A 25,149-nucleotide genomic window follows, 5' to 3' on the forward strand; every position below is an offset into this window, starting at 1 on the left:
AGTTAAATCCTATTTTTTAAAAAAAACATCATTAGTTTTACCACATATAAAAAACTCCATTAAAAAATGGAGTTGACGGCTTGTAAGTTTGAATATTGTTCATGATTGATAAGATGTTTCCCGTCTTCAAATAATGCACGATTTTTGCCTTGCTTTTTGGCATCGTATAAGAGACGGTCTGCCTTGGATAGAAGTTGGTCACGAGATTGTAGACTGGTTGATTCGGATACACCAAAGCTCATGGATACCTTCCAATGATCGTCAGTGAATGATAATTCATTCAATCCATTAAATACTTGCGAGAAAATCTCCACTAACTGTCTTTCTTCACAGTATGGAAAGATAAATGCAAATTCTTCTCCACCATACCTGAATGCCTTTCCATTGTTTGATGAAGCAACTTCTTTAAATAGCTTTCCAATTTGACTTAATACTTGGTCCCCCATCATATGTCCGTAACGATCATTAATGAGTTTAAAGTAATCGATATCCCCCATAATGAGAACAAACGGCTTCTTTTGGTCAAGGGTATACTTTAATTCTTCCTGGAAGGACTTGTGATTATATAAACCAGTTAAATAGTCGGTGACCATTAATTCATAAAACTGTTCTTTTTCTCTCAGATGTTTTCTTTCTCTGACTACAATCATAGAACCGAATAAACCAACGACCCAAATAAAACAAAGATTTAATGAAAAAAGAATGACTGTCGTAAAGGAAATATTACTTTCTAATGCTAGAATCATAGAATATCCAAGAGTGGAAAATATGGATGAAACAAATGCTCCCTTTGTTCTCCAATAAATCGTAGAGTGAATAATTAACAAGTAGGTAATAGGAAATAAAGGACTCGTCACCCCACCTGTTAAAATTAGTAACCAAATAAGTGCTACATAATCAAATACAATTCCTGCTTTTAATATAAAGGAAAAATATTTATTTTTTGAATTCATTCTCATTAAGGCTATATGTGCAAACGTCATATAAACCAAACCAACCGTTAAAAGTACAGGAAATGATGTATGGTTAAAATGAAGAAGTTCAGAAAACGGTGGAACATAAAATAAGATGGAAGCAACCGCTAAAAAAATCCAACGTAAATAGGAGAAAATCTTTTCAGTTTCATAATCATCTAAATATAAGGAAAGTCGCATATTATATACCCCGATAGATTGTTCGAATTACTCTTTAACATTTTACCATATTAAGGATGTAAACGAACAAACTTTCATTAGACAAGGTTCGTCAAACTTCCCATCTGTGCCTTCTCTTCAGAAAAAAAGAGATGTAATAATTGATCTACTTTTAGTAGAACTTTATTACATCTCTTTAATATAATTATTATCTCTTCCCTTTTTCGTAAGGAGTTCCAAGAGCTTTCGGAGCTTCTGCACGTCCTACAAATCCAGTTAAAGCAAGGATAGTTAATACGTAAGGAGCAATAATTAGGAAAACAGATGGAATTTCCTTAAGTAGCGGAATTTGTGCTCCAGTTATACTTAAAGATTGAGCAAATCCAAAGAATAAGGCTGCTCCCATCGCACCAAGTGGATGCCATTTACCAAAAATCATCGCTGCTAGTGCTAAGAATCCTTGTCCTGAAATTGTTCCACCTGTGAAGTTACCTGAAATCGATAGAGCATAAACCGCTCCACCAATACCCGCAAATACACCTGAAATCATAACCCCGATATAACGCATTCTTGTAACATTAATCCCCATCGTGTCTGCTGCCATTGGATGTTCCCCAACTGCACGCATTCGTAAACCAAATGGAGTCTTATAAATAATGTACCAAACTAATATAGCAATGAGTATTGCTAAGTAAGAAGTATAAGGAATACGCGAGAAGAAAATATCACCAATTACTGGTATATCTGATAAAAATGGTACATCCGATTTATTAATACGGAATTGTACGAAATCTGTTTGACCTTTATCAAAAATCTTCTTAATCAAGAATAAAGATAAACCAGCAGCTAAAAAGTTAATTGCCACACCACTTACCGTTTGGTCTGCTCTTAACGTGATACTTGCAACTGCATGCAGTAAAGAAAAGAGACCTGAAGCAAGTGCAGCTGCTAGAATGGCAATCCAAGGTGATGCTGCTCCTACTGTGTCTTGAATCATTAGTGTTGTTAATACACCTGTAAATGCTCCAAATAACATAAGCCCTTCCAAGCCAATATTAACGACCCCAGAACGTTCACTAAATACTCCTCCAAGAGCAGTAAAAACTAGTGGAGCAGCTGTATATAAGGCAGCAGGAATAATAATTGCTAGAATTTCTAAGAAACTCATATTATTTCCCCTCCTTACTAAAACGAGTTAGTATTAATCGGATTAAATAACTTGATGCAACAAAGAAAATAATTAAAGCAATGATAATATCAATTAACTCTGAAGGTACATTAGCATCAAAGTTCATTTGTGGAGCTGCAGTACTTAATCCACCGAAAAGAACAGCTGCAATAATAATACCAAATGCATTATTAGCTCCAAGTAAGGCAACAGCAATTCCATCAAATCCTGTTCCAGTAAATGCTGATAATACTGTCATGTTTTGGAAAGTACCTAGTCCTTCCATTGCTCCAGCAGTACCTGCAAACGCTCCTGAAATAACCATTGACATCATGATATTTCTTGGAACATTCATCCCCGCATACATGGAGGCATGCTGGTTGATACCAACTGCACGCAACTCATAACCAAGTGAAGTTTTTTCAATAATGAACCACATAATAATGGCTGCAATAATTGCCACAACAATACCCCAGTGTAAACGAGAACCTTCTGTTAGAGAAGAAAGGAAAGGTGAAGCTAATGATGCTGTTCCATCTACTTTGTACGATTTTTCATTTCCTGCATATAAATACTTTTTAATTAATGCAGCTGTAGTATAAAGAGCCACATAGTTTAACATAATCGTTACAATAACTTCGTGTACTTTAAATCTTGCTTTTAAGAAACCAGGAATTAGACCCCAGAAGCCTCCAGCTAGAGCTGCAGCTAAAATAGCTACGGGAATATGAAGTACAGTAGGTAAATCGAAAGCATAGCCAACCCAAACAGAAGCAAGCCATCCTACTAATAATTGACCTTCTACTCCGATATTAAATAACCCTGCCTTAAAAGCAAAACCAACTGCTAATCCAGCTAAAATAAGAGGAGAAGCAGCACGAATGGTTTCTCCTACCGCTTTAGGACTTCCAAACATTCCGTTAAATAAAGCGGAAAAGCCCGCTACAGGATCGTAATTACCTAGTAGCATGATAATCGCACCTACAACCATTCCTAGCACAGCAGCTATTACTGGCACAATCGTGTTGAAGAGTTTTTCATTTTTTAAGAGCTTTTGCATTATGAAACACCTTCTCTTTCTTTCTTACCACCAGCCATGAGTAATCCTAGTTCCTGCTCGTTTGTTTCTTTCGGATTTACAATAGCAACGATTTTCCCTTCATAAATAACCGCAATTCGGTCACTTAAGTTCATAACTTCTTCTAATTCAAAGGAAACTAGTAGGACTGCTTTACCCTTATCTCTTTCCTCGATTAGTTTAGAATGAATAAACTCGATAGCTCCTACATCAAGTCCCCTTGTTGGTTGAGCTGCAATTAAGAAGTCTGGGCTACGATCAACCTCGCGAGCAATGATGGCCTTTTGTTGGTTACCACCTGAAAGTGCTCTAGCAGGTGTAAATTCTGAAGGAGTTCTAACATCATATTCAGAAATTAACTTTCTAGCTTTATCATAGATTTTCGTGAAATTTAACTTACCTGAATTTGAATACGGTTTTTGATAGTACGTTTGTAATACCATATTCTCACCAATGCTAAAATCTAGTACTAAACCATGCTTATGTCGATCTTGCGGGATATGTCCAATTCCTGATTCAGTCACTTTACGGACAGGTAAGTTAGTAATATCCTTACCATTTAGCTTCACTGATCCGGATTTTACTTTACGGAGACCAGTAATCCCTTCAATCAGTTCCGTTTGTCCATTTCCATCGACACCAGCGATTCCTAAAATCTCACCAGCTTTAACATCTAATTTTAATCCATTTACACTCGGTATATTTCTAGAATCTAGAACAACGAGTTGATCTATATCTAAAACAACATCTTTTGGTGTTGCTTCTTTTTTCTCTACTTTAAAATGAACTTCACGGCCCACCATTAAGGCTGCCAATTCATCAGGGTTTGACTCTGAAACATTTACGGTACCGATCCCTTTACCTTTACGGATAACCGTGCATCGGTCACAAACTTCCATAATTTCCTTTAATTTATGGGTAATTAAAATAATGGATTTACCCTCTTCCACAAGTCTAGACATAATTTGTATCAGTTCTTTAATTTCCTGAGGAGTTAACACAGCTGTTGGTTCATCAAATATTAAAATTTCTGCACCACGATATAATGTTTTTAAAATTTCCACACGTTGCTGCATACCGACTGAGATATCTTCAATCTTCGCATAGGGGTCAACCGCTAATCCATAACGCTTTGAAAGGTCAGCAATTTTTTCTGCAGCTTCATCAATGCTAATTTTGCCACCTTTAGTAGGTTCACTACCTAAGATGATATTTTCCGTTACAGTGAAGTTATGAACTAACATAAAATGTTGATGAACCATTCCAATTCCGAGTTCATTAGCAATATTAGGGTTAGTAATGTTCACCTTATTACCTTTTACACGAATTTCGCCTTTTTCCGGTTGATATAATCCAAAAAGGACGTTCATCAAAGTGGATTTCCCTGCTCCATTCTCACCAAGTAAAGCATGAATTTCACCTTTTTTAACTTGTAAAGTTATATTATCGTTGGCAACAATGCCTGGAAATTCTTTGCGAATGTTTAACATTTCAATAACAAAACCTTGCATTATAATCACTCCCAAATCGCAAAGGTAGTTGAGTAAATTTCACCATGCTTATAAAAATAAATAAGTTTGTTTTCACATGACTTTAGTATCAGTAAAATCTATTTGTTAAATAAGACATTCATTCTAAAATATTTGAAAAGCAAAGGCTAGTAGTGATCCACTAGCCTTCGCACAATCATTTATATATTACTTAAAGTTTTTAAACTCATCATCTGTTTTTGGAACTGTAATTTCACCTGATAAAATTTTCTCTTGGTACTCTTTAACTAAATCAAGAGCTTCTTGACTTACGTTTTCAGTTGTTGGAGAGATACCAACTGCTTCTTGTTCAAGACCGAAAACAGTTTCTTTACCACCAGGGAATTGTCCATCAAGAGCCATTTTAGAAAGTTCGTAAACAGCTACGTCAACACGTTTAATCATAGATGTTAAAGTAACGTTTTCAGGCATACCTTCTTCATGTTGGTCACGGTCAACACCGATTACCCATACATCTTCACCGTTAGCTTTACGGTTTTTCGCTTCAGTGAATACACCGTTACCAGTACCACCAGCAGCATGATAAATAATGTCAGCGCCTTGAGTGTACATAGTAGAAGCGATACTTGTTCCGATTTCTGGTTTGTTGAAGTCACCAGCATATTGAGCGATTACTTCGATATCAGGATTTACTGATTTAACACCAGCTTTGAATCCGTTTTCGAATTTTTTGATTAATGGAGAGTCAACTCCACCTACGAAACCAACTTTACCTGTTTTTGAATGTTTAGCTGCTACAACACCTACTAGGAAAGAACCTTGTTGCTCTTCGAATGTTACGTTTGCAACGTTATCTAACCATACAGTGTTCCAGTTTTCATCAGCTAATAGGCTATCAATTAAAGCGAAATGCGCTTCTGTGTTTTGCTCAGCAGCTGTTTGAACAGCATCTTCTAGTAAGAATCCTGCTGCGAAAGTTAAGTCGTAACCACCATCAGCAAATTTGCTTAAGTTAGGAATGTAATCTGCTTCTTTTTCAGATTGTAAGTAACGGAATCCTTTACCTTCTTCAAGGTTGTGCTCAGCACCAAACTTTTTAAGACCTTCCCAAGCTGATTGGTTGAAAGATTTATCGTCAACCCCACCAGTATCAGTAACTAGTCCAACTTTAATGTTTGCTGCTTCTTTATTAGCACCGCCACCATCTTCTTTTCCTTCATCCGTCTTTCCACAAGCACCTAAAATAGTACCTGCAGCAAGAACCAATGAAAGAGCTAAACCAAATTTACGTTTTTTCATGGTTTTGACCCCCATATCTTTGTGTTATTAGTAGAAATGTTTTAAAGATTTCTAAATGTTTTCGTTTTCATTTTTGAATAAGAAATTAAATTCTTTTTCTTAAAACATGAAAACTAAATTTGTCGGCTTTAAAGTAGTTTACCGAATAAAGGATTGGTTCATCCATTTCATCGAAGTGCATTTGCTTTAATACAAGCAATGCCGTTTCAGGATCACACTCCAAGATAGGAGAAATTTTTTCGTGATATCCGATTGGTTCAATTTGAGCAACCGCATAGGTTATTTTTTTGTTTGCTTCTTCCTCTAGTATGTTGAAGATGGACTCTTCTTCATGTGAGAAAGTTTCTGGTAGAATCTTATTAGGAACTTTATCTACGCAGTAAACAACTGGCTCTCCATTTGCGGTTCTAACCCTCTCCATCACAACAATTTCTTCATCAATGGAACATGTAAAACGTCTGACATCCTCTTCGGTAGCGCCTTGAGTTACTGAACTTAAGAAAATGGTACCTGGTTTCATCCCTGCTTGTACAATCATATTGGTCACACTATTTAACTGCTCGATACCTGAAGTAAACAAAGGTTTTGAATTAACAAATGTCCCTACCCCATGACGTCTAATAATCACATTTTCTTCTTCAAGAATACGTAATGCCTCACGGAGAGTGGCTCTACTCACTCCAAGTTGTTTTGCAAGATCAAATTCGGAAGGTAATTTTTCTTTTTCCTTATACAATCCTTCTTCAATATCTTGCTTTAAACGATCGATTACTTGTAAATATAGATGTCTACTATCTGACTTAATTGACATTGACATGCAGGCTCCTTCAACCAATTTCTCAAGACATCAGACCTCTGATGTTCAATCATTCCTACTAATCGAAAATACTATAACACTTTTCTAATAAGAAATAAATAGTGTATTTCTAATTTGTCGAAAAAAGGTGAATTATATAAGTTATGTTTGACATTATTGATTTTTAATGATTGATTTTTGCTATATTAATAGGATGTAAGCGTTTTCTCCAAAATATAAGGTTATACTATTACAGAACAATTGGGATACACAAAAAAGAAGAAGCCTGTTCACTGCTTCTTCTCTATAAATGAGTGTTTTTTATGAACTAGCTTCCTCAGGAGGTTTTGCCATTAATACCGCTCTTGGCTTACTTCCCTCATAAGGCCCAACCACTCCTCTTAGCTCCATTTCATCGATTAACCGTGCAGCACGGGTGTAACCAATTCTAAATCTTCTCTGAAGCATAGAAACAGAGGCGGTTTGCATTTCTAATATTAAATCTACGGCTTCATTGTATAGTTCATCTTCAACTTCCGCTGTAGTTTCCGGAATTTCATCAGGAATCATTTCTTCTTGGTATTGAGCCTTTTGCTGTTCAATGACAAAATTAACAACTTCCTCTACTTCGTCATCTGATAAGAAGGCACCTTGAACTCGAATGGGCTTTGAAGCACCTACTGGAAGGAATAACATGTCTCCCCTACCTAACAGTTTTTCAGCACCACCCATGTCTAAAATAGTCCTTGAATCTGTCATTGATGATACAGCAAAGGCAATCCTTGAAGGAATATTTGCCTTGATAACCCCTGTAATAACGTCAACAGAAGGTCTTTGGGTAGCGATAATTAAATGTATTCCTGCTGCACGAGCCATCTGTGCTAATCGAGTAATAGCATCTTCTACGTCAGAAGAGGCAACCATCATTAAATCAGCAAGCTCATCGACAATAACCACAATGTAAGGTAATAAAGGTTGTTTTGCCTCTTCCTCAGCATTATGTCTGCGAACATATTCATTATACCCTTCAATATTTCTCGTTCCTGTGTGCGAAAAGAGCTCATACCGACGTTCCATTTCACTAACCACTTTCTGAAGTGCCTGTGAAGCTTTCTTCGGATTCGTCACAACAGGCGCAAGCAAATGAGGGATTCCGTTATACACATTCAACTCGACCATCTTAGGGTCAATCATCATCATTTTCACCTCATGTGGCTTTGCCCTCATGAGAATACTAGTAATAATTCCATTAATACATACACTTTTCCCACTTCCTGTTGCACCGGCAACTAGTAAATGGGGCATTTTATTTAATTCAGCTAAGACAGCTTCACCCGTAATATCCCTTCCAAGTCCAATCATCAATTTCGAATCAGGTTTGTCATTTTGCTTGGATTCTAGTACTTCTCTTAAGCTAACCATGGCAACCTCAGAGTTTGGTACTTCAATACCAATAGCCGATTTCCCTGGAATAGGAGCTTCAATTCGAATATCTTTAGCCGCAAGTGCCAGTGCCAAGTCGTCATTCAGACTGACAATCTTACTTACTTTCACACCTACATCAGGATGTACTTCATATTTTGTTACAGCAGGACCTAAATGTACCTGAGTTACACGTGCCTTTACACCAAAGCTCTGAAACGTTCTTTCGAGCTTAGCTGCATTGGCATGGATTAATTCATACTCTCCACTTTGGTCGGTTTTTCTAGGTTGCTTTAAGATTTTAATAGGAGGTAATTCATAATCAACGTTCTCTACTTCTGTAAAAGTAATCGGTGGAGCTAGTTCCTCTACAGGCTCTTCTTCTATATTTTTCACCTTGCGATTTGAGGCAGAAGAAATAACGTTTGGGTTTTCATCTTCGTAAGCTCGCTCTGTAAAGCTTGAGATAAGAGGTTCTGAAGGTTGGATTGTTTCTTCCTCTATTTGGTTTGAGCTCGAAATCGTAACAACCGGGCCTGATGCTTCTTGCGCCGCTTCCTCGGCAACACGTTCCATTTCTGCTGCAGCTCTTTTTGCTTCTCTTTTTTCTCTTCGGTCTTCTTTCCATTTCGCTAAATCATCTAAAAAGACATTCCATTGTTTTTTAGAAAACTCAAAGAGCGAAAGACAAATCTTACCGACCGCTTCTCCTACTGTCTTACCAGTTAATAAAATCAGCCCTATGATAATAAGTACAATAGCGATGATTTTCGTTCCCGCTTCATCAAACAAATAATAAAAAAGGGCAAATAAAACGGACCCGATCATTCCTCCACCTAAATCAGTTGTGCTCGTTTCCCCTCTAACTTCCATCCAGAATAATTCTAGTGTATTGGCAATAACACTAGGATTATCAAATTTCCCACCATTAGAGAGAAGCTGAAATAAAGTGACATGACTTAGTAGTAATAAGGAGGAAAGGATTAAATATATACCTACTAACTTGGAATGTAATACATATGGAATAGTCCTTTTCCACATTAAATATACACCTAATACAATTAACCCTACTAAGCTAAGCATATACCATTCACCCGTAAAGAAACGGAAAAATAATACGGTTGCCTTACCGACAGCTCCTAATTTCGCCATGGATATAGCTGCAATCGCAATGAGTACAAGTCCAATCAATTCAAATTTAATCGTTCTCTTAAAGTTTTCGTTTTTACTAGATTGTCTTCTTTTTCTTTTGGCCATTTTATCACCTTAAGATATTTTATCTGGATATGCATATGTAAGATTTCTATATACAAATCGATGGAACCTCTTTTTTTCGTTCCGTTCATCAAAAACATTTTATCCTTATGTACGTACTGAGCATATAGAACGAAGGAGGCAGCCAATAAAGGCTGCCCCCCAGAAGTTAACCTTATTATACCATAAAGGTTGTCCATTCAGCGATAATCCAAACCTTAAGGAAAAGAAATTTTTGATCCAGGGCAACATTTTTCGTTTAAATAGTGGGCGGGATCTGTACTCATGACCCTCACTACTCGGTATGAATGGTCTTCATCCCTTTCCACTAAAACTGGAATCCCTTCATAATGCATCATCATTTGCTCCTGCTTATTTTCCTCTGCATGACCTTGAAAAATGAGTTCTTGTGGCATGGTTGTATATAAAATCATTGTACTAGTCCTTCGTTATCATCTTTACTTAGTTCAATTAATTCATTTAATTTTTTTATCGCTTGACCAATACCACCCACTTCATCAATTAACCCATATTCAACTGCGTCACGCCCAACCACATTAGTCCCAATATCTCTCGTTAAGTTACCTTTCTCAAACATTAACTCTTTAAATTTTTCTTCTGTTATGTTTGAGTTTTTTGTAACAAAAGTAACGACTCGCTCTTGCATCTTATCTAAGTATTCAAAAGTTTGAGGAACCCCGATTACTAACCCTGTTAAACGAATCGGATGAATGGTCATAGTTGCTGTTTCCGCAATAAAGGAATAATTACATGAGACGGCAATTGGAACACCAATCGAGTGACCTCCTCCTAATACGATAGAAACAGATGGCTTAGATAAGGAAGCAAGCATTTCCGATATTGCTAAACCTGCCTCTACATCTCCACCAACAGTATTTAAAATGACTAAAAGACCCTCAATCTTTGGATTTTGCTCAATGGCGACCAACTGAGGGATTAAGTGCTCGTATTTGGTCGTTTTATTTTGAGGTGGAAGTTGAAGATGTCCTTCAATCTGTCCAACAATAGTCAAACAATGGATTTTAGAATCTTGTGATAGCTGTGGTACATTCGTTTGACCGAGTTGTTGAATTTTTTCTATTAGTGCAGAAGGTTTATCTTCTTTAGGTTGCTGTTCTTCCCCGCCTCCGGGATTGTTTTGCGCATTTTCGAGATTCATTTTCTTTCTCCCTTCACACATGATAATCATAGTATTGAACGCACCGATACATTTCATGCGAAGGATTATGAATGTTAAAAGCTCTTTTCTAAACAAGTGAATATCTATGAACAAAAGACAAAAAACGGCACGTGCTTTACGTGCCGTCAATATAGCCTAATAACGTCCATTAACCTCCATTATAATTGGAAGGATCATTGGTCTACGTTTTGTTTTTTCAAACAAAAATTGATTTAATTCATCTCTCATGGACTGTTTGATACTTGCCCAATCAAACGAATCTTTTTGTAAATTTCTTTCTACAATGCTTTTGACTAAGTCGGTTGAGTCTTCCATCAACTTTTCTGATTCTCTTACGTAAACAAAGCCTCTAGAAATAATTTCTGGTCCTGCACTAATTTTTCTTTCGCCCTTGCTTAAAGTAACAACCACTATAAGAATTCCATCTTGTGAAAGTAATCTTCTGTCTCTTAGTACGATGTTTCCTACATCCCCTACACCGCTGCCGTCAATTAATACATTTCCAGACGTTACTTTTCCTGATAGTTTAAAACGATCTTGTTTTAACTCAAGTACATCCCCTTTTTCAGGGATGAAAATTTGGTCGTCAGATAAACCACAAGACTTTGCCACTTTTGCATGTGCCTTTAACATACGGTATTCCCCGTGAACAGGTACAAAGAAGTCAGGTTTCATTAAATTGATCATAAATTTTAATTCTTCTTGACTACCATGACTAGACGTATTTACAATGCGTTTTCCTGAAATGACGCTTGCCCCTGCACGGTATAACATATCAATTGTTTTATAGATGAACACTTCGCTTCCTCTTAGTGGTGAGGCTGCAATTAACACCGTGTCTCCAGGTTTAATATTAACCTGCTTGTGTGCCTGCTTGGCCATTTTTTGTAAAGCTTCAATCGGTTCACCTTGAACACCTGTCGTAAGTATGACTAACTCGTCATCTGAGTAGCTTGAGATTTCTGTAATCGGGATGATTAGTTCATCGTGAACATTTAAGTATTGCAATTCAAGAGCAATATCAAAAATACGTTGTAGACTTTTTCCTACAACAGCGATTTTCCTTCTGCTTTCATATGCCGCATCAAATACATGTTGAATACGATTTAAATCAGAAGCAAAGCAAGCTGCAATAATTCTTCCTTTTGCATTAAAGAACGCATCTGTCATTTCTCTTGCAACATCCGCTTCTGAAGGAGTGTAACCTGGGTGTTCAGCTTCCATGCTATCAGATAACAAACAAAGAACCCCTTTTTCTCCTATGGCTGCCATTTTCCCTATTTCAGGCTTATAAAGCTCTGTAGCGGCTTGATCAAACTTAAAGTCACCTGTATGTACAATGCTTCCTTCTGAAGTTTCGATACAAATCCCTACTGAATCTGGAATACTATGATTTGTTCTAAAGAACGTAACTTGAGCTGTATCAAAATCAATAACCGAATTAGAGGTTACTTCAATAAAGTTCGCTTTTCCTTTAAATTCTTGTTCCTTCATTTTCGCTTTAGCCAAAGCTATGGTTAATCGAGTACCATAGACAGGTACCTGTAAGTCTCTTAATATGTATGAAAGTGCTCCAATATGATCTTCATGTCCATGAGTTAGGAAAATCCCCTTTACCCTGTCATGGTTTTGTATCAAGTAGGAAATATCAGGTATGACAATATCAATACCAAGCATTTCGTTTTCTGGGAACATTAAACCGGCATCGATGACAAAGATATCCTCGTCCACTTCTACTAGGTGCATGTTCTTACCGATTTCCCCTACTCCCCCCAGAGCAATAAGCTTGATACTCTCGTTCTTTCTCTTGTTCAATGTTGGTCTCCTCCTATGTTGATTTAAGCCGACCGTAGATCAGTTAACACTATTATACTTGAATTTAGAAAACCTTTACAACCAAATTTATGTAATCGCTCTTTTTCAAAACTTTGTTACTATATTGTATTGAATAAGTAAGATTGGAAATTTATCACTAAACAAAAACAGACCTATCAATAGGACCTAATAATTGCGAACCCGCAAGTTATTACATCCTGCTTTACTGACGGTCTGTCTTTTATACATTATTATTTTAAAAGCTCAGCTAAAGTCGTTCTTTCTTGCTCAGTTAGTGGTACTAGAGGTAGTCTTACTGAACCTACATCCATCCCTTTTAATTGTAATGCCGTTTTAACAGGCGCAGGGCTTGGAGCTTTGAATAGCCCTTCCATGACTGGTAGGAGTTTTTGGTGAATTTTTGCAGCCTTGGCGTTCTCACCGTTTAAAAATGCTTGAACCATCTCTTGCATTTCATTTCCAATGACGTGGGAAGCTACTGATACAATTCCAGCTCCTCCAATTGCTAAAGCTGGTAATGTTAATCCATCGTCTCCACAGTATAAAAGGAATTCCTCATCGGTATTAGCAAGTATGGTAGTCATAGCGTTAAGATCTCCACTTGCCTCTTTTACCGCTACGATATTGCTAACTTTAGATAAACGTACAACGGTTTCCGGTAAAATATTCACTACGGATCGACCAGGAATATTATAAATCATAACAGGTAATGAAGTATTTTCTGCAATTGTTTTAAAGTGCTGGTATAGGCCCTCTTGGTTTGGCTTGTTGTAGTAAGGTGCCACAAGCATCACAGCGTCAACGCCAAGCTCTTCAGCCTTCTTTGTTAATTCAATCGACTCATACGTGTTATTGCTTCCAGTTCCTGCAATAACAGGTATCCTTTTATCCACAACTTTTACAACATGCTTGAATAAAGCAATTTTTTCTTCTTTCGTTAGAGTCGGTGATTCACCTGTTGTACCAGCAACGACGATTGAATCAGTTCCGTTTTCTATCAGATGGTTAACTAATTGTGTTGTTTTTGAGAAATCGATATGACCCTTATGATCAAATGGTGTCACCATCGCGGTTGAAACTCTTCCAAATAAAACCATTCTATTACTCCTCCTGAAAAAAAGCTGCGTATTAATCTATTGCAGTACTCGTATAGATTATTTCAAAATCTATTCGATTGACTCGTACTCTAGATTTTCCCTTTCTAATTGAAAAGCATCGTGTAAAACATTGACAGCAGTTACTAAGTCATCTTGTTTTACTAGAACCCAAATCGTTGTATGACTATCTGCAGATTGAAGAATCCTAATCCCGTTTTCTGACAGAGGCGTAACAATTCTCGATGTAACTCCAGGTACACCTGCAATACCAGCACCAACAACGGAAACTTTGGCACACATTCTTTCCACTACTGGTTCATGCCCTAAATTTCTTAAAACCTCGATAGCTTTATCCGTCATATCGTTTGAAACAGTATAAGTGACTCCGTTTGGAGAAATATTGATAAAATCAACACTAATTTTTTCATTAGCCATTGATTTAAACACTTCAGCCTGTAGGTTATACTGGTCTTTTTTAGCAAAAACTTTAATTTGAGTAACTGGTGAAACGTGAGCAATTCCTGTTACCGTACGTTCTTTAATGTCACTACCACGCTTATTCTTATTTATCGAAGTAACTAGAGTACCCAAGCCATCTGAATAAGTAGAACGAATACGGATAGGAACATTTGCTTGCATCGCGATTTCGACTGCCCGAGGATGAATGACTTTTGCACCTTGGTAAGCCATATTACAAACTTCAGTATAGGTTACAACCGATAGTGGTCTCGCATTTTCAGCAATCCTTGGATCGGCCGTCATAATTCCTTCTACGTCTGTAAAGATATCAATCCATTCAGCCTGTAGTGCCGCACCTAAAGCAGAAGCTGATGTATCACTGCCACCTCGACCTATTGTAGTAACATCCCCATTGCTTGCTGCCCCTTGGAAACCTGCTACAACCACCACATCATACTCTTTTAATTCGGATAACAATCTTTCGCATTTCATATCTACAATTTTAGCATTTGTATGATCGTCATTCGTTCTAAATCCAGCTTGAGGACCTGTTAACGAAGTAGCTTTAATGTCTTCATCTAAAAGCATTCCGGTAAAAACAACACTAGAGATTGCTTCACCACAAGAAAGCAATAAATCTTGCTCTCTCTTCGTTATTTTTCCAAATGATCCACCTACTAATGAAAGTAACGTGTCCGTTGCATAAGGGTCTCCGCTACGGCCCATCGCCGATACCACTACTACCACTTTGTAGCCTTCTGATAGAGCTTTTTTCACATGATCAATTGCATGCTTTCGACTTTTTTCATCTTTAACAGATGTGCCGCCAAATTTCTGCACAATTATTTTCATTGTAACACCTCAAGTTTACAACATAAGGAAAAATTATTTCCTATTTTTTATGAAGTTAAAAATACCTATCTTATTTTACGATTCCTAGGTTCACTAAGCTCTCAGCAATTTGTACTGAGTTCCATGCTGCTCCCTTTAAAAGGTTATCAGAAACGACCCACATATGGAAACCTTTTGTATTGTCTAAGTCATGACGGATACGACCAACAAACACATCATTTTTACCAACACAATCAGCTGGCATTGGATAGACTTGGTTCGCTGGATCGTCTTGAAGCACCACTCCAGGAGCTTTTTCTAATAAAGCCTTTAGTTCTTCTGCACTTACTCCATCACTTTCCACTTCAAAATAAAGTGATTCAGAGTGGCCAGTTGCAACTGGAAGACGTACACAAGTAGCTGCCACAGGAAGCTCTGGTAAGCTCATGATCTTTTTCGTTTCGTTAATCATTTTCATTTCTTCAAATGTATAACCATTATCTTGGAATTTATCAATCTGAGGAATCGCATTAAAAGCAATTTGATAATGCTTCTTATCCGAACCTACAGGTAAGATTTTTGGTTCAAAGCTTTCATTGTTAATGATCGCTTTCGTTTGTCTGTTTAATTCTTCAACTGCCGCAGCACCTGAACCGGAAACTGCTTGGTATGTTGAAACAATAATTTTGTTAAGACCATATTGCTTACGAATCGGTTGAAGCGCAACAACCATTTGAATCGTAGAACAGTTAGGGTTAGCAATAATTCCGTTATGGTTGAGAAGTTCCTCTTCGTTTACTTCCGGTACTACTAGTGGTACATTTTCATCCATACGGAAAGCACTTGTATTATCCACGACAATAGCTCCACGCTTTACAGCTTCTGGAGCAAGTTCTTTTGAAACACTGCCTCCAGCACTAAATAATGCAATGTCCACACCCTCAAAGCTTTCTGGTGTTGCCTCTTGAACTGTAAATTCCTGACCTTTGAATACAACGACTTTTCCAGCTGAACGTGCTGAAGAAAGAAGTGTTAATTTAGAAATAGGGAAATCTCTATTTTCTAATGTTTGTAACATTTGTTGTCCTACCGCTCCAGTTGCACCAACTACAGCTACATGAAAAGCATTTCTTACTGTCATTTTTGTTTCCCCTTCCAGTTTTCCTCTATTTGATGTTAATTTTTAGTTACTTGTAAAAGATCATGTTAATATTAGTAGATTCTAAAGATAAGGTAGAAGTGAATAAATCATACAAATTCCCACTTAGTAAAAAACATCTTAGCTAAGTGGGAGTATATTTTACCTAAGTCACATAAGCTGTATTTTCAGCTTTAGTGTACTAAATATAACAACTGTATTCTGTCTACAACACTCTACTAATAATAACATTTATTTTAACATATTCATGCATTAAAGAAATACTCTTTTTGCACGTAACTAGAAAAAGAAGGGGGGTAAATTAATCTCGGAATTTTTCAATAATCACAGGTTGTAATTGTTTCCCATTGATAGCCGCTTCAACAGTATCAGATAACAACGTCATTCGTGCAACCATAGAATTTGGTTTCTTTTCAGGATCATCTTGACCGTATGGGATAAAGAAGATATTCTTCGTCGACATTAATCTCATTAAATTCACTCCATTTAAACCTAATGCGTCGTTTGTTGAGATTCCTACCACTACTGGTTTTAAGTTTCTTAGAGTCGCTTTGGCTGCCATTAAAACGGGCGAATCCGTTAATGCATTAGCAAATTTGCTCATGGAGTTACCAGTTAATGGAGCGATAACCATACAATCTAACGGAATTTTGGGTCCAAGTGGTTCTGCTCCTACGATGGAGTCAATCACTTTGTTTCCTGTTAGATCCTCAATTCTTTCTACCCAATCCTCCCCTTTACCAAATCGAGTAGTCGTATTTTTAACAGTATGGGTTACGACTGGTAAAACTTCAGCGCCAGCGTTAACTAGTTTTTCAATCTCCGGAAATACAGCATCATATGTGCAATGAGAACCTGTTAATCCAAATCCAATTCTTTTTCCATTTAAACTCATTCTTCTTTCCCCTTTCGCTTTTGTAAATCATCACTTAGTAATTGAGAAAGAACGTTAGCCAATATTTGCCCTGCAGTCTTTGGAGCTACAATCCCAGGTAAACCAGGAGCTAATAATGCTTTAATTCCCCTTTTTTCTGCGTATCTGAAATCTGTTCCTCCTGGTTTTGATGCCAAGTCAATAATTAGCGTGTGTACTGGCATTTTTGACAGGACAGATGCACTTACAATTAAATGCGGGATGGTATTGATACAAATATCTACATCCTTAACATTTTGCTCGAGCTCATTTAAGGTAAAAGGGGTTAGCCCCATTTCCGTAATCCTCGCGATATGCTCACTTTTTCTAGCACCGACCTTAACATTGGCACCTAAAGCAGCAAATGTCCTCGCAACGCTCATTCCTACTCTTCCTAAACCGAGAACGACAATATTAGAACCATGAATGGTAAAATCCGTGTGTTGAATTGCCATCATAATTGTCCCTTCAACCGTAGGAATGGAATTATAAATGGCTACATCATCTCTTTCAAAAAGCTGCACCAACCGTCTATTAGACTTTTTGGTAATTCCATTTAAATAGGAATTGGTAATACCAGAGTAAACCGTACAGTGCGTAGGGGTTTTCATTAACATATCTTCGCTTAAGCATACTTTTTCATTTGAAAAAATGGTTTCTACATGCCCCTCTAGATTGGTACCTGGTACCGGTAAAATAATAGCGTCTATATTTGAAAAATCTACTTCATCTAATTTTTCCTTTGTTGCCCCTGAAAAGGCGTGATCGAGTTGCTCAAAGCCAATCAATGATAGCTTGGCGTCAAGTTCCGTTAATTTACGGACGATTTCAAGCTGTCTTGCGTCACCACCGATGATTGCTATTTGCATCCCTGTCAGCATAAAACATTCACCTTCTTTACCTGAATAATTCTAAACAGGAATTCCATATGACGATTACTTCAACATCTTATGTAGCAAACATGGAATCGGTGAGTTTTCCTTTGCAATCATCTGAGAAAAATGCCTAGTTTTTTAACAAATAGGGGGAAATTACTGTTTTGTAGAGGTTTTTTTGAGAGGAAGTACAGATAGGATAATATATGTAAGAGTATTTTTCTTGTTTCTAATTATTGGTAAACTCTTATAAAATAGGCATTTACACAATTTCTAACTCGAGAAATATAAAAAGATTGGCATGAACCAATCTTTAGTCGTTATCTTCTTCATGGTCGGGGATGTCGATAATGATCATATCTGTTCCGATTTTTTTGATATGGTTCCATGGCACACGAACTTCTCCACCTTGTCGTTTTAGACCAAACCATTTTAATGAAGGTATGAGTAGAGCTTGTATTTGTCCTGTTTTTTCGTTTATTTCTAGATCGGTTTGCCCTAATATTCCTAGTCTTTCTGCTTTTTTTACATCGACAATTTCTTTCCCGCTTAATTCGCTAAGTCTCATGAAGATTCCTCCCTTTTATTTTGACCCTTTCTAAATAAATTGCAGATATAATTATGCCCGTTGATTTCCGCTCCGGGCACTTGCTTTCCGCAGGGAGGAATGGGAGCCTCCTCGGCGTTCCGCCTGTGGGGTCTCCCATTTCCTCTAATCCTGCAGGAGTCAAGTGCCCTCCGCTCCAATCAACTCAGATTGATATACAAAAGAGCTGTATAAAATAAAAAACTTTATGAGAACAGCCAATTTAATATCTTTGTCCTCTTTATATGTGTATCGTTCTAGGGAAGGTTTTAGACTAGTAACTCGAATAAATAAACAACAAAAATAGCCTATGCTTATACATAGACTATTTCTGATATTACATATTTTTCGGTAATTCCCCGTCTGGACTGATTAGGGCTACTGAGTATTTGTCTGTAAATACTTTATTGGCTAGGTCGTTTACGCCTTGTTTGGAGACTTGGTCGATTTGTTCGACGATTTCGTCTAGTGAACGATGGCGCCCAAGTAGTAGCTCGTTTTTACCGTTTCTGCTCATTCGGCTGTTTGTGCTTTCTAAGCTTAGCATTAAGCTACCTTTTAATTGCTCTTTGCTGTTGCTTAATTCTTTGTCCGTAATACCTTCAGCTTTTAATTTCGTTAAAGTATCTTGGATGGTATCAAATAGAACATCTAGTTGTTTAGCGCCTGTTCCGCCGTATAGAGTTACTATTCCTGTATCTTGGAAAGCTGAGTGATAAGAATATACAGAGTATGCTAATCCTCTTTGTTCCCTTACATCCTGGAATAAGCGGCTGCTCATGCTTCCACCTAGGATGTTATTTAGAACGATTAAACTATAAACATCTTCATGTCCTACTTGCAATCCTTCATATCCAATACAAAGGTGAGCCTGTTCCGTTTCCTTTTTTCGGGACACACGATTTGAGAAGAACTCAGGCTTGTCATTCGTAGATTCAGCTTTTCCAGCCTCATATGAACCAAAGTATTTTTCAACTTGTGAAATGAACGTCTCATCAATATTACCTGCAATAGAAATAACGACATTTTCCGGTGTGTATGTATCATGCATGTATTGTTTTAGCGTGTCACTAGAAAATGTAGCTAAAGTCTCTTCCGTACCTAAAATGGGATAACCTAGAGAGTGGCTTTCAAATACGGCTTTACTTAATAAATCATGAACAATATCATCTGGAGTATCTTCGTACATTTTAATTTCTTCATAAACGACATTCTTTTCTTTCTTCAGTTCTTCTTCAACAAAGCTAGAATGAAAGAACATATCTGATAGCACATCTAAAGCGATGTTAGCATGAGTATCAAGAACTTTTGCATAATAGCAAGTATATTCCTTAGATGTAAAGGCATTAACCTGTCCACCAATGCTGTCAAATGCTTCCGCAATTTCCCTAGCCGATCTTGTTTTTGTCCCTTTGAAGAACATATGCTCTAAGAAATGTGAAATTCCGTTGTTTACAGGTGTTTCATTTCTTGATCCAGTACCAATCCAGACTCCAATTGCTACTGATCTGACCGTTGGTATATTTTCTAAAACAATTCTAACACCATTTTGGCAAGTATATTTTTTTATCACCATTATTCCTCCTGTTCTAGAACGACTGCTGCATCTTTTACTACATATCCAATTACTATTAGTTTCTCCCATAAAAGCTATTTCACATTCGTTATTATACGATCTTCACTTAATAGTTCGGAGACTGTATCGATTTCTAAATCTTTTGCTTGGATTTGCTTGATTAATTGATCTAGCGCTTTTGCTGTAGAATCAGTAGGGTGCATTAAAACCATTGCTCCATTATGAATCTTACTAACTACTCGGTTAATAAGTACATCAGGAGAAGGTTTTTGCCAGTCAATTGTATCAACACTCCACATCACGGTCTTTAACTTTTCTTGTGAAGCTATTTGTACCACTTCGTCTCTGTAACTCCCACTAGGTGGAGCAAACCAAGTTGGCACTTTTCCAGTCGTAGCTTCAATTACCTGATTTGTTTTTTGTATTTCTTCTCGTGCTCTACCAGCAGAAATAATTTTCATATCAGGATGAGAATAAGAATGATTCCCTACCTCATGTCCTGCATCAACAATCATTTTAGCTAGTTCAGGATTTTCCTTCACCCATCTACCTTCTAAAAAGAAGCTAGCCTGAACGTTATTCTTTTTTAACGTTGCCAAAATAGGAGATATGTACTCATTTCCCCACGCTACATTTATGATAAAACTTACCATTGGTTTATCCGGATGTCCTTTATAGATAGCATTCGGGGGAAGATCATCAAGATGGACGTTTGGAGAAACCTCCTTGAAAACAAGTTTTTCAGGATTAAATTCTTTGTCCTTCTTCATTTTTTTATATGAAGCCTCAATATCTACTTTTAAACCATTAAGCCCCGGCATTGCTTTCCAAACAGGATCTATTTTAGCATCAGAGGGCGGTACCTCATACTCCTTCGCCTTGAGTTCAATTTCATCCATCAATGTATTAGCTGCAGAAGCAGGAACACTCTGTCCTTTTAAGCTCGCTACATACTGGTCAGATAACGGGTTATTTACCACGAGAAGAGCAAGTAAACTTATCATAACAATATAAAATATATTTTTCATTCTATATGCCTCCTTCATTACAAATTATGTAATGATAGGACAAGGTAGAACGAATTAAACATTCATATTTCTAAAATCAATAAAAAGTCAGGGTTTCCCCTGACTCGTCATTCGAGCACATGTAAGTCTATATGGTCCACTTCCTGCGCTAATCACTCTTTATATTACTTTTGAGCTTGTTCTTGTTGCTCACGTTGCTCTTTTAATACGACTTTTCTAGATAGGTTTACACGACCTTGTTTGTCAATTTCCATGACTTTAACTAAGATTTCATCGCCAATCGCAACAACATCTTCTACTTTACCAACACGTTCTTCAGCTAGCTCAGAAATATGAACAAGTCCATCTTTACCGCTGAATAGTTCAACAAATGCACCGAATTTTTCAATTCGTTTTACTTTACCTAAATACATTTGTCCCACTTCTACTTCACGAACGATATCTTCAATAATTTTCTTCGCTTTTTGGTTCATATCTTCTTCAGTTGAAGAAATGAAGATTGTACCATCTTGCTCAATATCGATTTTAACGCCTGTTTCTTCGATGATTTTATTAATTTGTTTACCACTTGGTCCAATAACATCACGAATTTTATCAGGGTTAATCGCCATTGTTAGGATTTTCGGAGCATAACGAGAAAGCTCATTTTTCGGCTCAGAAATCGTTGCCATCATCGATTCTAGAATTTGCATACGCCCTACTTTTGCTTGTTGTAATGCTTCTTCTAAAATTTGACGAGATAAGCCTTCAATTTTAATATCCATTTGAAGTGCTGTAACACCTTTTGAAGTTCCAGCTACTTTAAAATCCATATCTCCAAGGTGGTCTTCCATTCCTTGAATATCAGTTAAAATTGTATAATGCTCACCCGATTTAACTAATCCCATCGCAATACCAGCTACTGGTGCTTTAATCGGTACACCCGCATCCATCATCGCTAATGTACTAGCACAAATACTTGCTTGTGAAGTTGAACCATTAGATTCTAATACTTCAGATACAAGACGAATGGTGTAAGGGAAGTCTTTTTCACTTGGAATAATTGGCTCTAAAGCACGTTCTCCAAGAGCACCGTGTCCGATTTCACGACGACCAGGGCCACGGATAGGTCCTGTCTCCCCAACGCTGAATTGAGGGAAGTTATAGTGGTGCATAAAGCGTTTTTCTTCTTCAATCCCTAGACCATCAAGTATTTGAACATCTCCCATTGCTCCTAATGTACAAATACTAAGAGCTTGAGTTTGGCCACGTGTGAATAGGCCTGAACCATGGGTACGAGGTAAAATATTGATTTCTGAAGACAGTGCACGAATGGCATCTGGGTTACGGCCATCTGGACGTACTTTTTCTTCTGTAATTAATCGACGAACTTCACCTTTAACAATTTTGTCAAGAATTTGCTTTACTTGTTTTAAGTCTTCGTCTTCTGCTTCTTGCTCTTCATATTTAGCTATTACTTTTTGCTTTACTTCCGTAATCGCTTGTTCACGAGCATGCTTTTCTTGAACTTGGATAGCTTGTACTATTTCAGTCTCGCACATGCCACGAATCTCCGCTTCAAGTTCTGCATCCAGTTCATATAAAGTAATTTCTAATTTTTCTTTTCCAACTTTAGCTACGATTTCTTCTTGGAACGCAATTAATCGTTTAATTTCATCATGACCGAACATAATTGCTTCTAGCATCGTTTCTTCAGGAACTTCATCAGCACCTGCTTCAACCATGTTAATCGCATCCTTTGTTCCTGCAACAACTAGGTGTAGATCACTATTTTCCATTTCAGTTACGGAAGGGTTAATAATAAAGTTACCATCTACACGTCCTACCGTTACACCCGCAATTGGTCCTTCAAAAGGAATGTTTGAAACAGACAATGCTAAAGAAGATCCAAACATAGCAGCCATCTCTGATGAACAGTTTTGGTCTACACTCATGACGATACTGATTACTTGAACTTCATTACGGAATCCATCTGCGAATAATGGACGAATAGGACGATCAATTAATCGGCTCGCTAAGATCGCTTTTTCACTTGGACGACCTTCCCTTTTAATAAATCCTCCTGGTATTTTACCAACCGCGTATAAACGTTCTTCGTAGTTAACCGTTAACGGGAAAAAATCTAACTTCTTTGGTTCCTTTGATGCGGTTGCTGTACTTAATACAGCAGTGTCTCCGTAGCGAACTAAAACAGCACCGTTTGCTTGCTTTGCTAATTGTCCTATTTCAACTGTTAATGGACGTCCAGCCCAGTCAATAGAAAAGACTTGTTTATCTTGTCCCATTTGTGAACCCCTCTCTATGTTTTCCATTCAATTTATTATAAAAGAAGATTGGTATGCCCTTGTATCTTCCAGTAAGCTAAGTATGGAACTGCATTCTTATGTAGTATTAACATTTTCACTGATACTTAAAATAAAGGATATGTATAATTGTATTACCATTTAGCTCTTTTTCAATTTAGTAAAGATGAAAAGAGGACCTTTTCTAGAAATAAAAAACAAAAAATACACGAAAATCCATCTATTTTAATGCTAACAAAAAAGCGGGATATATCCCGCTTCTTCAAATTATCGACGTAAACCAAGCTTAGTGATTAACTCACGGTAACGAGAAACATCTTTGTTACGAAGGTAAGTTAATAGGTTACGACGTTTACCTACCATTTTTAAAAGACCGCGACGTGAGTGGTGATCTTTCTTATGAGTACGTAAATGGCCATTTAAGTTGTTGATTTCTTCTGTAAGGACAGCGATTTGAACTTCTGGAGATCCAGTGTCGCTTTCGTGAGTTCTGTACTCACTGATAAGTTCGTTTTTACGTTCTTTAGTGATTGCCATCCGGTTCACCTCCTAATATTATCAATCCCCTGTTTCTGAGCAAGCGTCGGTGATTCGACTTGCCAAGAAAAGGTTCATTTTTTGTTACGCTTATAAGAATACAACTTTTTATGACAAAAAGCAAGACTAAACGTTGTTTTTTTCAAAGTAAGAAAGGCTTTCTAGCTTATCTCGTTCAATTTGTGCCACTAACTCATCAATTCCTGAGAACTTCTTCTCACTTCTTATATGTTTATGCCATTCAACTGTAACTTTCTGGTCATAAATTTCTTTGTTGAAATCAAAAATATGTACTTCTACTGATGGTTTGTGTCCTTGTTCCTTATTAAACGTCGGCTTATAACCTATATTGCATACTCCTTCATACCACAGGTCTTCAACCAATATTCTTACAGAATATACTCCAAGTGGAGGAATTAAATATTCGTCATGAATTTCAATATTAGCAGTTGGAAAACCAATGGTTCTTCCCCTCTTGTCCCCGTGGATGACAATTCCGCTTGTCGTGTAATACCTACCTAATAAGGAGTTTAGCTCAAGCATTTTTCCTTCTTTAATAAAAGAGCGAATGAGTGTTGAACTAACCTTTTCATTACCGTTTGTGAGCTTCGGAACGGTTGTATAGTCAAACTTCCCTCTAGAGTGAAATGAAATTGTTTCCATCGTCCCTTTGCCCATTTTTCCATATGAATAATCAAATCCAGCAATGAGATGAACCACGTTTAATCCAATAATGTACTGGTCTATAAATTCTTGTGGTAAAAGGTCCGCAAATTGATGTGAAAATTTCACAACAAAAAGGTAATCAATTCCCAGCTTATTGACTAACTCCATTTTCTCTTCTAATGGAGTGATATATTCTACATGTTGTACTTCTCGACGAAGAATGACGGACGGATGAGGATCAAAAGTCATGACGGCACTTTTGATACCCTTTTCTTTTGCTACACTTTTAGCCGTTTGAATGACCCTTTGGTGACCTAGATGTACTCCATCAAAATAACCAAGTGCCATAGCCATTGGTTCAAAGTCTTCTTTTTGTAAATTGTGGGGATGATGAATCGTAATTACTTCCACGCTGATACTCACCTTTTTCCTATCAATCCTA

Annotated in this window: 21 protein-coding genes; all 21 read right to left on the minus strand. The window is 37.2% G+C overall.

Annotated features, from left to right (window positions below; all coding sequences use genetic code 11):
* Positions 1–59: 59 nt before the first annotated feature.
* The 21 genes from SM124_RS16970 to ribF all read right to left on the minus strand — a co-directional run bounded on the left by SM124_RS16970 (position 60) and on the right by ribF (position 25,118).
* Complete coding sequence (locus SM124_RS16970; RefSeq protein WP_322447708.1) at positions 60–1,154, minus strand: GGDEF domain-containing protein; 1,095 nt, start codon at positions 1,152–1,154, stop codon at positions 60–62.
* A gap of 187 nt (positions 1,155–1,341) precedes the next feature.
* A complete protein-coding gene (locus SM124_RS16975) occupies positions 1,342–2,301 on the minus strand; it encodes an ABC transporter permease (RefSeq protein ID WP_322447709.1) in 960 nt (319 codons plus the stop codon).
* A gap of 1 nt (position 2,302) precedes the next feature.
* Positions 2,303–3,361: an ABC transporter permease gene (locus SM124_RS16980; protein ID WP_322447710.1), complete on the minus strand. Its 1,059-nt coding sequence runs from the start codon at positions 3,359–3,361 to the stop codon at positions 2,303–2,305.
* Positions 3,361–4,890 (minus strand): ABC transporter ATP-binding protein, encoded by a 1,530-nt coding sequence (locus SM124_RS16985; RefSeq protein ID WP_322447711.1) that lies wholly within the window; start codon positions 4,888–4,890, stop codon positions 3,361–3,363. Before SM124_RS16985 ends, SM124_RS16980 begins: the two co-directional genes overlap by 1 nt.
* 186 nt (positions 4,891–5,076) lie before the next feature.
* Positions 5,077–6,168 carry a BMP family lipoprotein gene (locus SM124_RS16990; RefSeq protein WP_322447712.1) on the minus strand — a complete coding sequence of 364 codons (1,092 nt, stop codon included), beginning with the start codon at positions 6,166–6,168 and terminating at the stop codon, positions 5,077–5,079.
* A gap of 85 nt (positions 6,169–6,253) precedes the next feature.
* On the minus strand, positions 6,254–6,979 hold the full coding sequence (locus tag SM124_RS16995; RefSeq protein ID WP_322447713.1) for a GntR family transcriptional regulator: 726 nt from the start codon (positions 6,977–6,979) through the stop codon (positions 6,254–6,256).
* Positions 6,980–7,285: 306 nt separating this feature from the next.
* Positions 7,286–9,643 (minus strand): DNA translocase FtsK, encoded by a 2,358-nt coding sequence (locus SM124_RS17000; protein ID WP_322447714.1) that lies wholly within the window; start codon positions 9,641–9,643, stop codon positions 7,286–7,288.
* A gap of 215 nt (positions 9,644–9,858) precedes the next feature.
* A complete protein-coding gene (locus SM124_RS17005) occupies positions 9,859–10,074 on the minus strand; it encodes a YlzJ-like family protein (RefSeq protein ID WP_322447715.1) in 216 nt (71 codons plus the stop codon).
* On the minus strand, positions 10,071–10,820 hold the full coding sequence (locus tag SM124_RS17010) for a ClpP family protease (protein ID WP_322447716.1): 750 nt from the start codon (positions 10,818–10,820) through the stop codon (positions 10,071–10,073). Before SM124_RS17010 ends, SM124_RS17005 begins: the two co-directional genes overlap by 4 nt.
* Positions 10,821–10,976: 156 nt before the next feature.
* Positions 10,977–12,656: a ribonuclease J gene (locus tag SM124_RS17015; protein WP_322447717.1), complete on the minus strand. Its 1,680-nt coding sequence runs from the start codon at positions 12,654–12,656 to the stop codon at positions 10,977–10,979.
* Between the two features lie 251 nt (positions 12,657–12,907).
* Positions 12,908–13,774: a 4-hydroxy-tetrahydrodipicolinate synthase gene (gene dapA, locus SM124_RS17020; RefSeq protein WP_322447718.1), complete on the minus strand. Its 867-nt coding sequence runs from the start codon at positions 13,772–13,774 to the stop codon at positions 12,908–12,910.
* A gap of 69 nt (positions 13,775–13,843) precedes the next feature.
* Positions 13,844–15,085: an aspartate kinase gene (gene dapG / locus SM124_RS17025; protein WP_322447719.1), complete on the minus strand. Its 1,242-nt coding sequence runs from the start codon at positions 15,083–15,085 to the stop codon at positions 13,844–13,846.
* Between the two features lie 70 nt (positions 15,086–15,155).
* Positions 15,156–16,205: an aspartate-semialdehyde dehydrogenase gene (gene asd / locus SM124_RS17030; protein ID WP_322447720.1), complete on the minus strand. Its 1,050-nt coding sequence runs from the start codon at positions 16,203–16,205 to the stop codon at positions 15,156–15,158.
* Positions 16,206–16,524: 319 nt separating this feature from the next.
* A complete protein-coding gene (locus SM124_RS17035) occupies positions 16,525–17,118 on the minus strand; it encodes a dipicolinate synthase subunit B (protein ID WP_322447721.1) in 594 nt (197 codons plus the stop codon).
* Positions 17,115–18,017 (minus strand): dipicolinic acid synthetase subunit A, encoded by a 903-nt coding sequence (dpaA, locus tag SM124_RS17040; protein ID WP_322447722.1) that lies wholly within the window; start codon positions 18,015–18,017, stop codon positions 17,115–17,117. The genes SM124_RS17035 and dpaA overlap by 4 nt, the downstream gene beginning before the upstream one ends.
* Before the next feature lie 307 nt (positions 18,018–18,324).
* Positions 18,325–18,579 (minus strand): YlmC/YmxH family sporulation protein, encoded by a 255-nt coding sequence (locus SM124_RS17045; RefSeq protein ID WP_322447723.1) that lies wholly within the window; start codon positions 18,577–18,579, stop codon positions 18,325–18,327.
* A gap of 355 nt (positions 18,580–18,934) precedes the next feature.
* The gene (locus SM124_RS17050) at positions 18,935–20,170 is read right to left on the minus strand and encodes a M16 family metallopeptidase (protein WP_322447786.1); all 1,236 of its coding nucleotides are present in this window, start codon (positions 20,168–20,170) and stop codon (positions 18,935–18,937) included.
* Positions 20,171–20,247: 77 nt separating this feature from the next.
* Positions 20,248–21,201 (minus strand): polysaccharide deacetylase family protein, encoded by a 954-nt coding sequence (locus tag SM124_RS17055; protein WP_322447724.1) that lies wholly within the window; start codon positions 21,199–21,201, stop codon positions 20,248–20,250.
* Between the two features lie 164 nt (positions 21,202–21,365).
* A complete protein-coding gene (gene pnp, locus SM124_RS17060; protein ID WP_322447725.1) occupies positions 21,366–23,486 on the minus strand; it encodes a polyribonucleotide nucleotidyltransferase in 2,121 nt (706 codons plus the stop codon).
* Positions 23,487–23,771: 285 nt separating this feature from the next.
* Complete coding sequence (gene rpsO / locus SM124_RS17065; RefSeq protein ID WP_322447726.1) at positions 23,772–24,041, minus strand: 30S ribosomal protein S15; 270 nt, start codon at positions 24,039–24,041, stop codon at positions 23,772–23,774.
* Positions 24,042–24,167: 126 nt separating this feature from the next.
* Positions 24,168–25,118: a bifunctional riboflavin kinase/FAD synthetase gene (ribF, locus tag SM124_RS17070; RefSeq protein WP_322447727.1), complete on the minus strand. Its 951-nt coding sequence runs from the start codon at positions 25,116–25,118 to the stop codon at positions 24,168–24,170.
* Positions 25,119–25,149 lie beyond the last annotated feature (31 nt).

The sequence above is a fragment of the Robertmurraya mangrovi genome (genome assembly GCF_034427655.1).
Classification (GTDB): domain Bacteria; phylum Bacillota; class Bacilli; order Bacillales; family Cytobacillaceae; genus Robertmurraya_A; species Robertmurraya_A mangrovi.

What these genes read in the sequence shown, in the direction of transcription:
- SM124_RS16970 (WP_322447708.1), bottom strand. Translation starts at nt 1,154, where the DNA reads ATGCGACTTTCCTTATATTTAGATGATTATGAAACTGAAAAGATTTTC.
- SM124_RS16975 (WP_322447709.1), bottom strand. Translation starts at nt 2,301, where the DNA reads ATGAGTTTCTTAGAAATTCTAGCAATTATTATTCCTGCTGCCTTATAT.
- SM124_RS16980 (WP_322447710.1), bottom strand. Translation starts at nt 3,361, where the DNA reads ATGCAAAAGCTCTTAAAAAATGAAAAACTCTTCAACACGATTGTGCCA.
- SM124_RS16985 (WP_322447711.1), bottom strand. Translation starts at nt 4,890, where the DNA reads ATGCAAGGTTTTGTTATTGAAATGTTAAACATTCGCAAAGAATTTCCA.
- SM124_RS16990 (WP_322447712.1), bottom strand. Translation starts at nt 6,168, where the DNA reads ATGAAAAAACGTAAATTTGGTTTAGCTCTTTCATTGGTTCTTGCTGCA.
- SM124_RS16995 (WP_322447713.1), bottom strand. Translation starts at nt 6,979, where the DNA reads ATGTCAATTAAGTCAGATAGTAGACATCTATATTTACAAGTAATCGAT.
- SM124_RS17000 (WP_322447714.1), bottom strand. Translation starts at nt 9,643, where the DNA reads ATGGCCAAAAGAAAAAGAAGACAATCTAGTAAAAACGAAAACTTTAAG.
- SM124_RS17005 (WP_322447715.1), bottom strand. Translation starts at nt 10,074, where the DNA reads ATGATTTTATATACAACCATGCCACAAGAACTCATTTTTCAAGGTCAT.
- SM124_RS17010 (WP_322447716.1), bottom strand. Translation starts at nt 10,820, where the DNA reads ATGAATCTCGAAAATGCGCAAAACAATCCCGGAGGCGGGGAAGAACAG.
- dapA (WP_322447718.1), bottom strand. Translation starts at nt 13,774, where the DNA reads ATGGTTTTATTTGGAAGAGTTTCAACCGCGATGGTGACACCATTTGAT.
- dapG (WP_322447719.1), bottom strand. Translation starts at nt 15,085, where the DNA reads ATGAAAATAATTGTGCAGAAATTTGGCGGCACATCTGTTAAAGATGAA.
- asd (WP_322447720.1), bottom strand. Translation starts at nt 16,205, where the DNA reads ATGACAGTAAGAAATGCTTTTCATGTAGCTGTAGTTGGTGCAACTGGA.
- SM124_RS17035 (WP_322447721.1), bottom strand. Translation starts at nt 17,118, where the DNA reads ATGAGTTTAAATGGAAAAAGAATTGGATTTGGATTAACAGGTTCTCAT.
- dpaA (WP_322447722.1), bottom strand. Translation starts at nt 18,017, where the DNA reads ATGCTGACAGGGATGCAAATAGCAATCATCGGTGGTGACGCAAGACAG.
- SM124_RS17045 (WP_322447723.1), bottom strand. Translation starts at nt 18,579, where the DNA reads ATGAGACTTAGCGAATTAAGCGGGAAAGAAATTGTCGATGTAAAAAAA.
- SM124_RS17055 (WP_322447724.1), bottom strand. Translation starts at nt 21,201, where the DNA reads ATGAAAAATATATTTTATATTGTTATGATAAGTTTACTTGCTCTTCTC.
- pnp (WP_322447725.1), bottom strand. Translation starts at nt 23,486, where the DNA reads ATGGGACAAGATAAACAAGTCTTTTCTATTGACTGGGCTGGACGTCCA.
- rpsO (WP_322447726.1), bottom strand. Translation starts at nt 24,041, where the DNA reads ATGGCAATCACTAAAGAACGTAAAAACGAACTTATCAGTGAGTACAGA.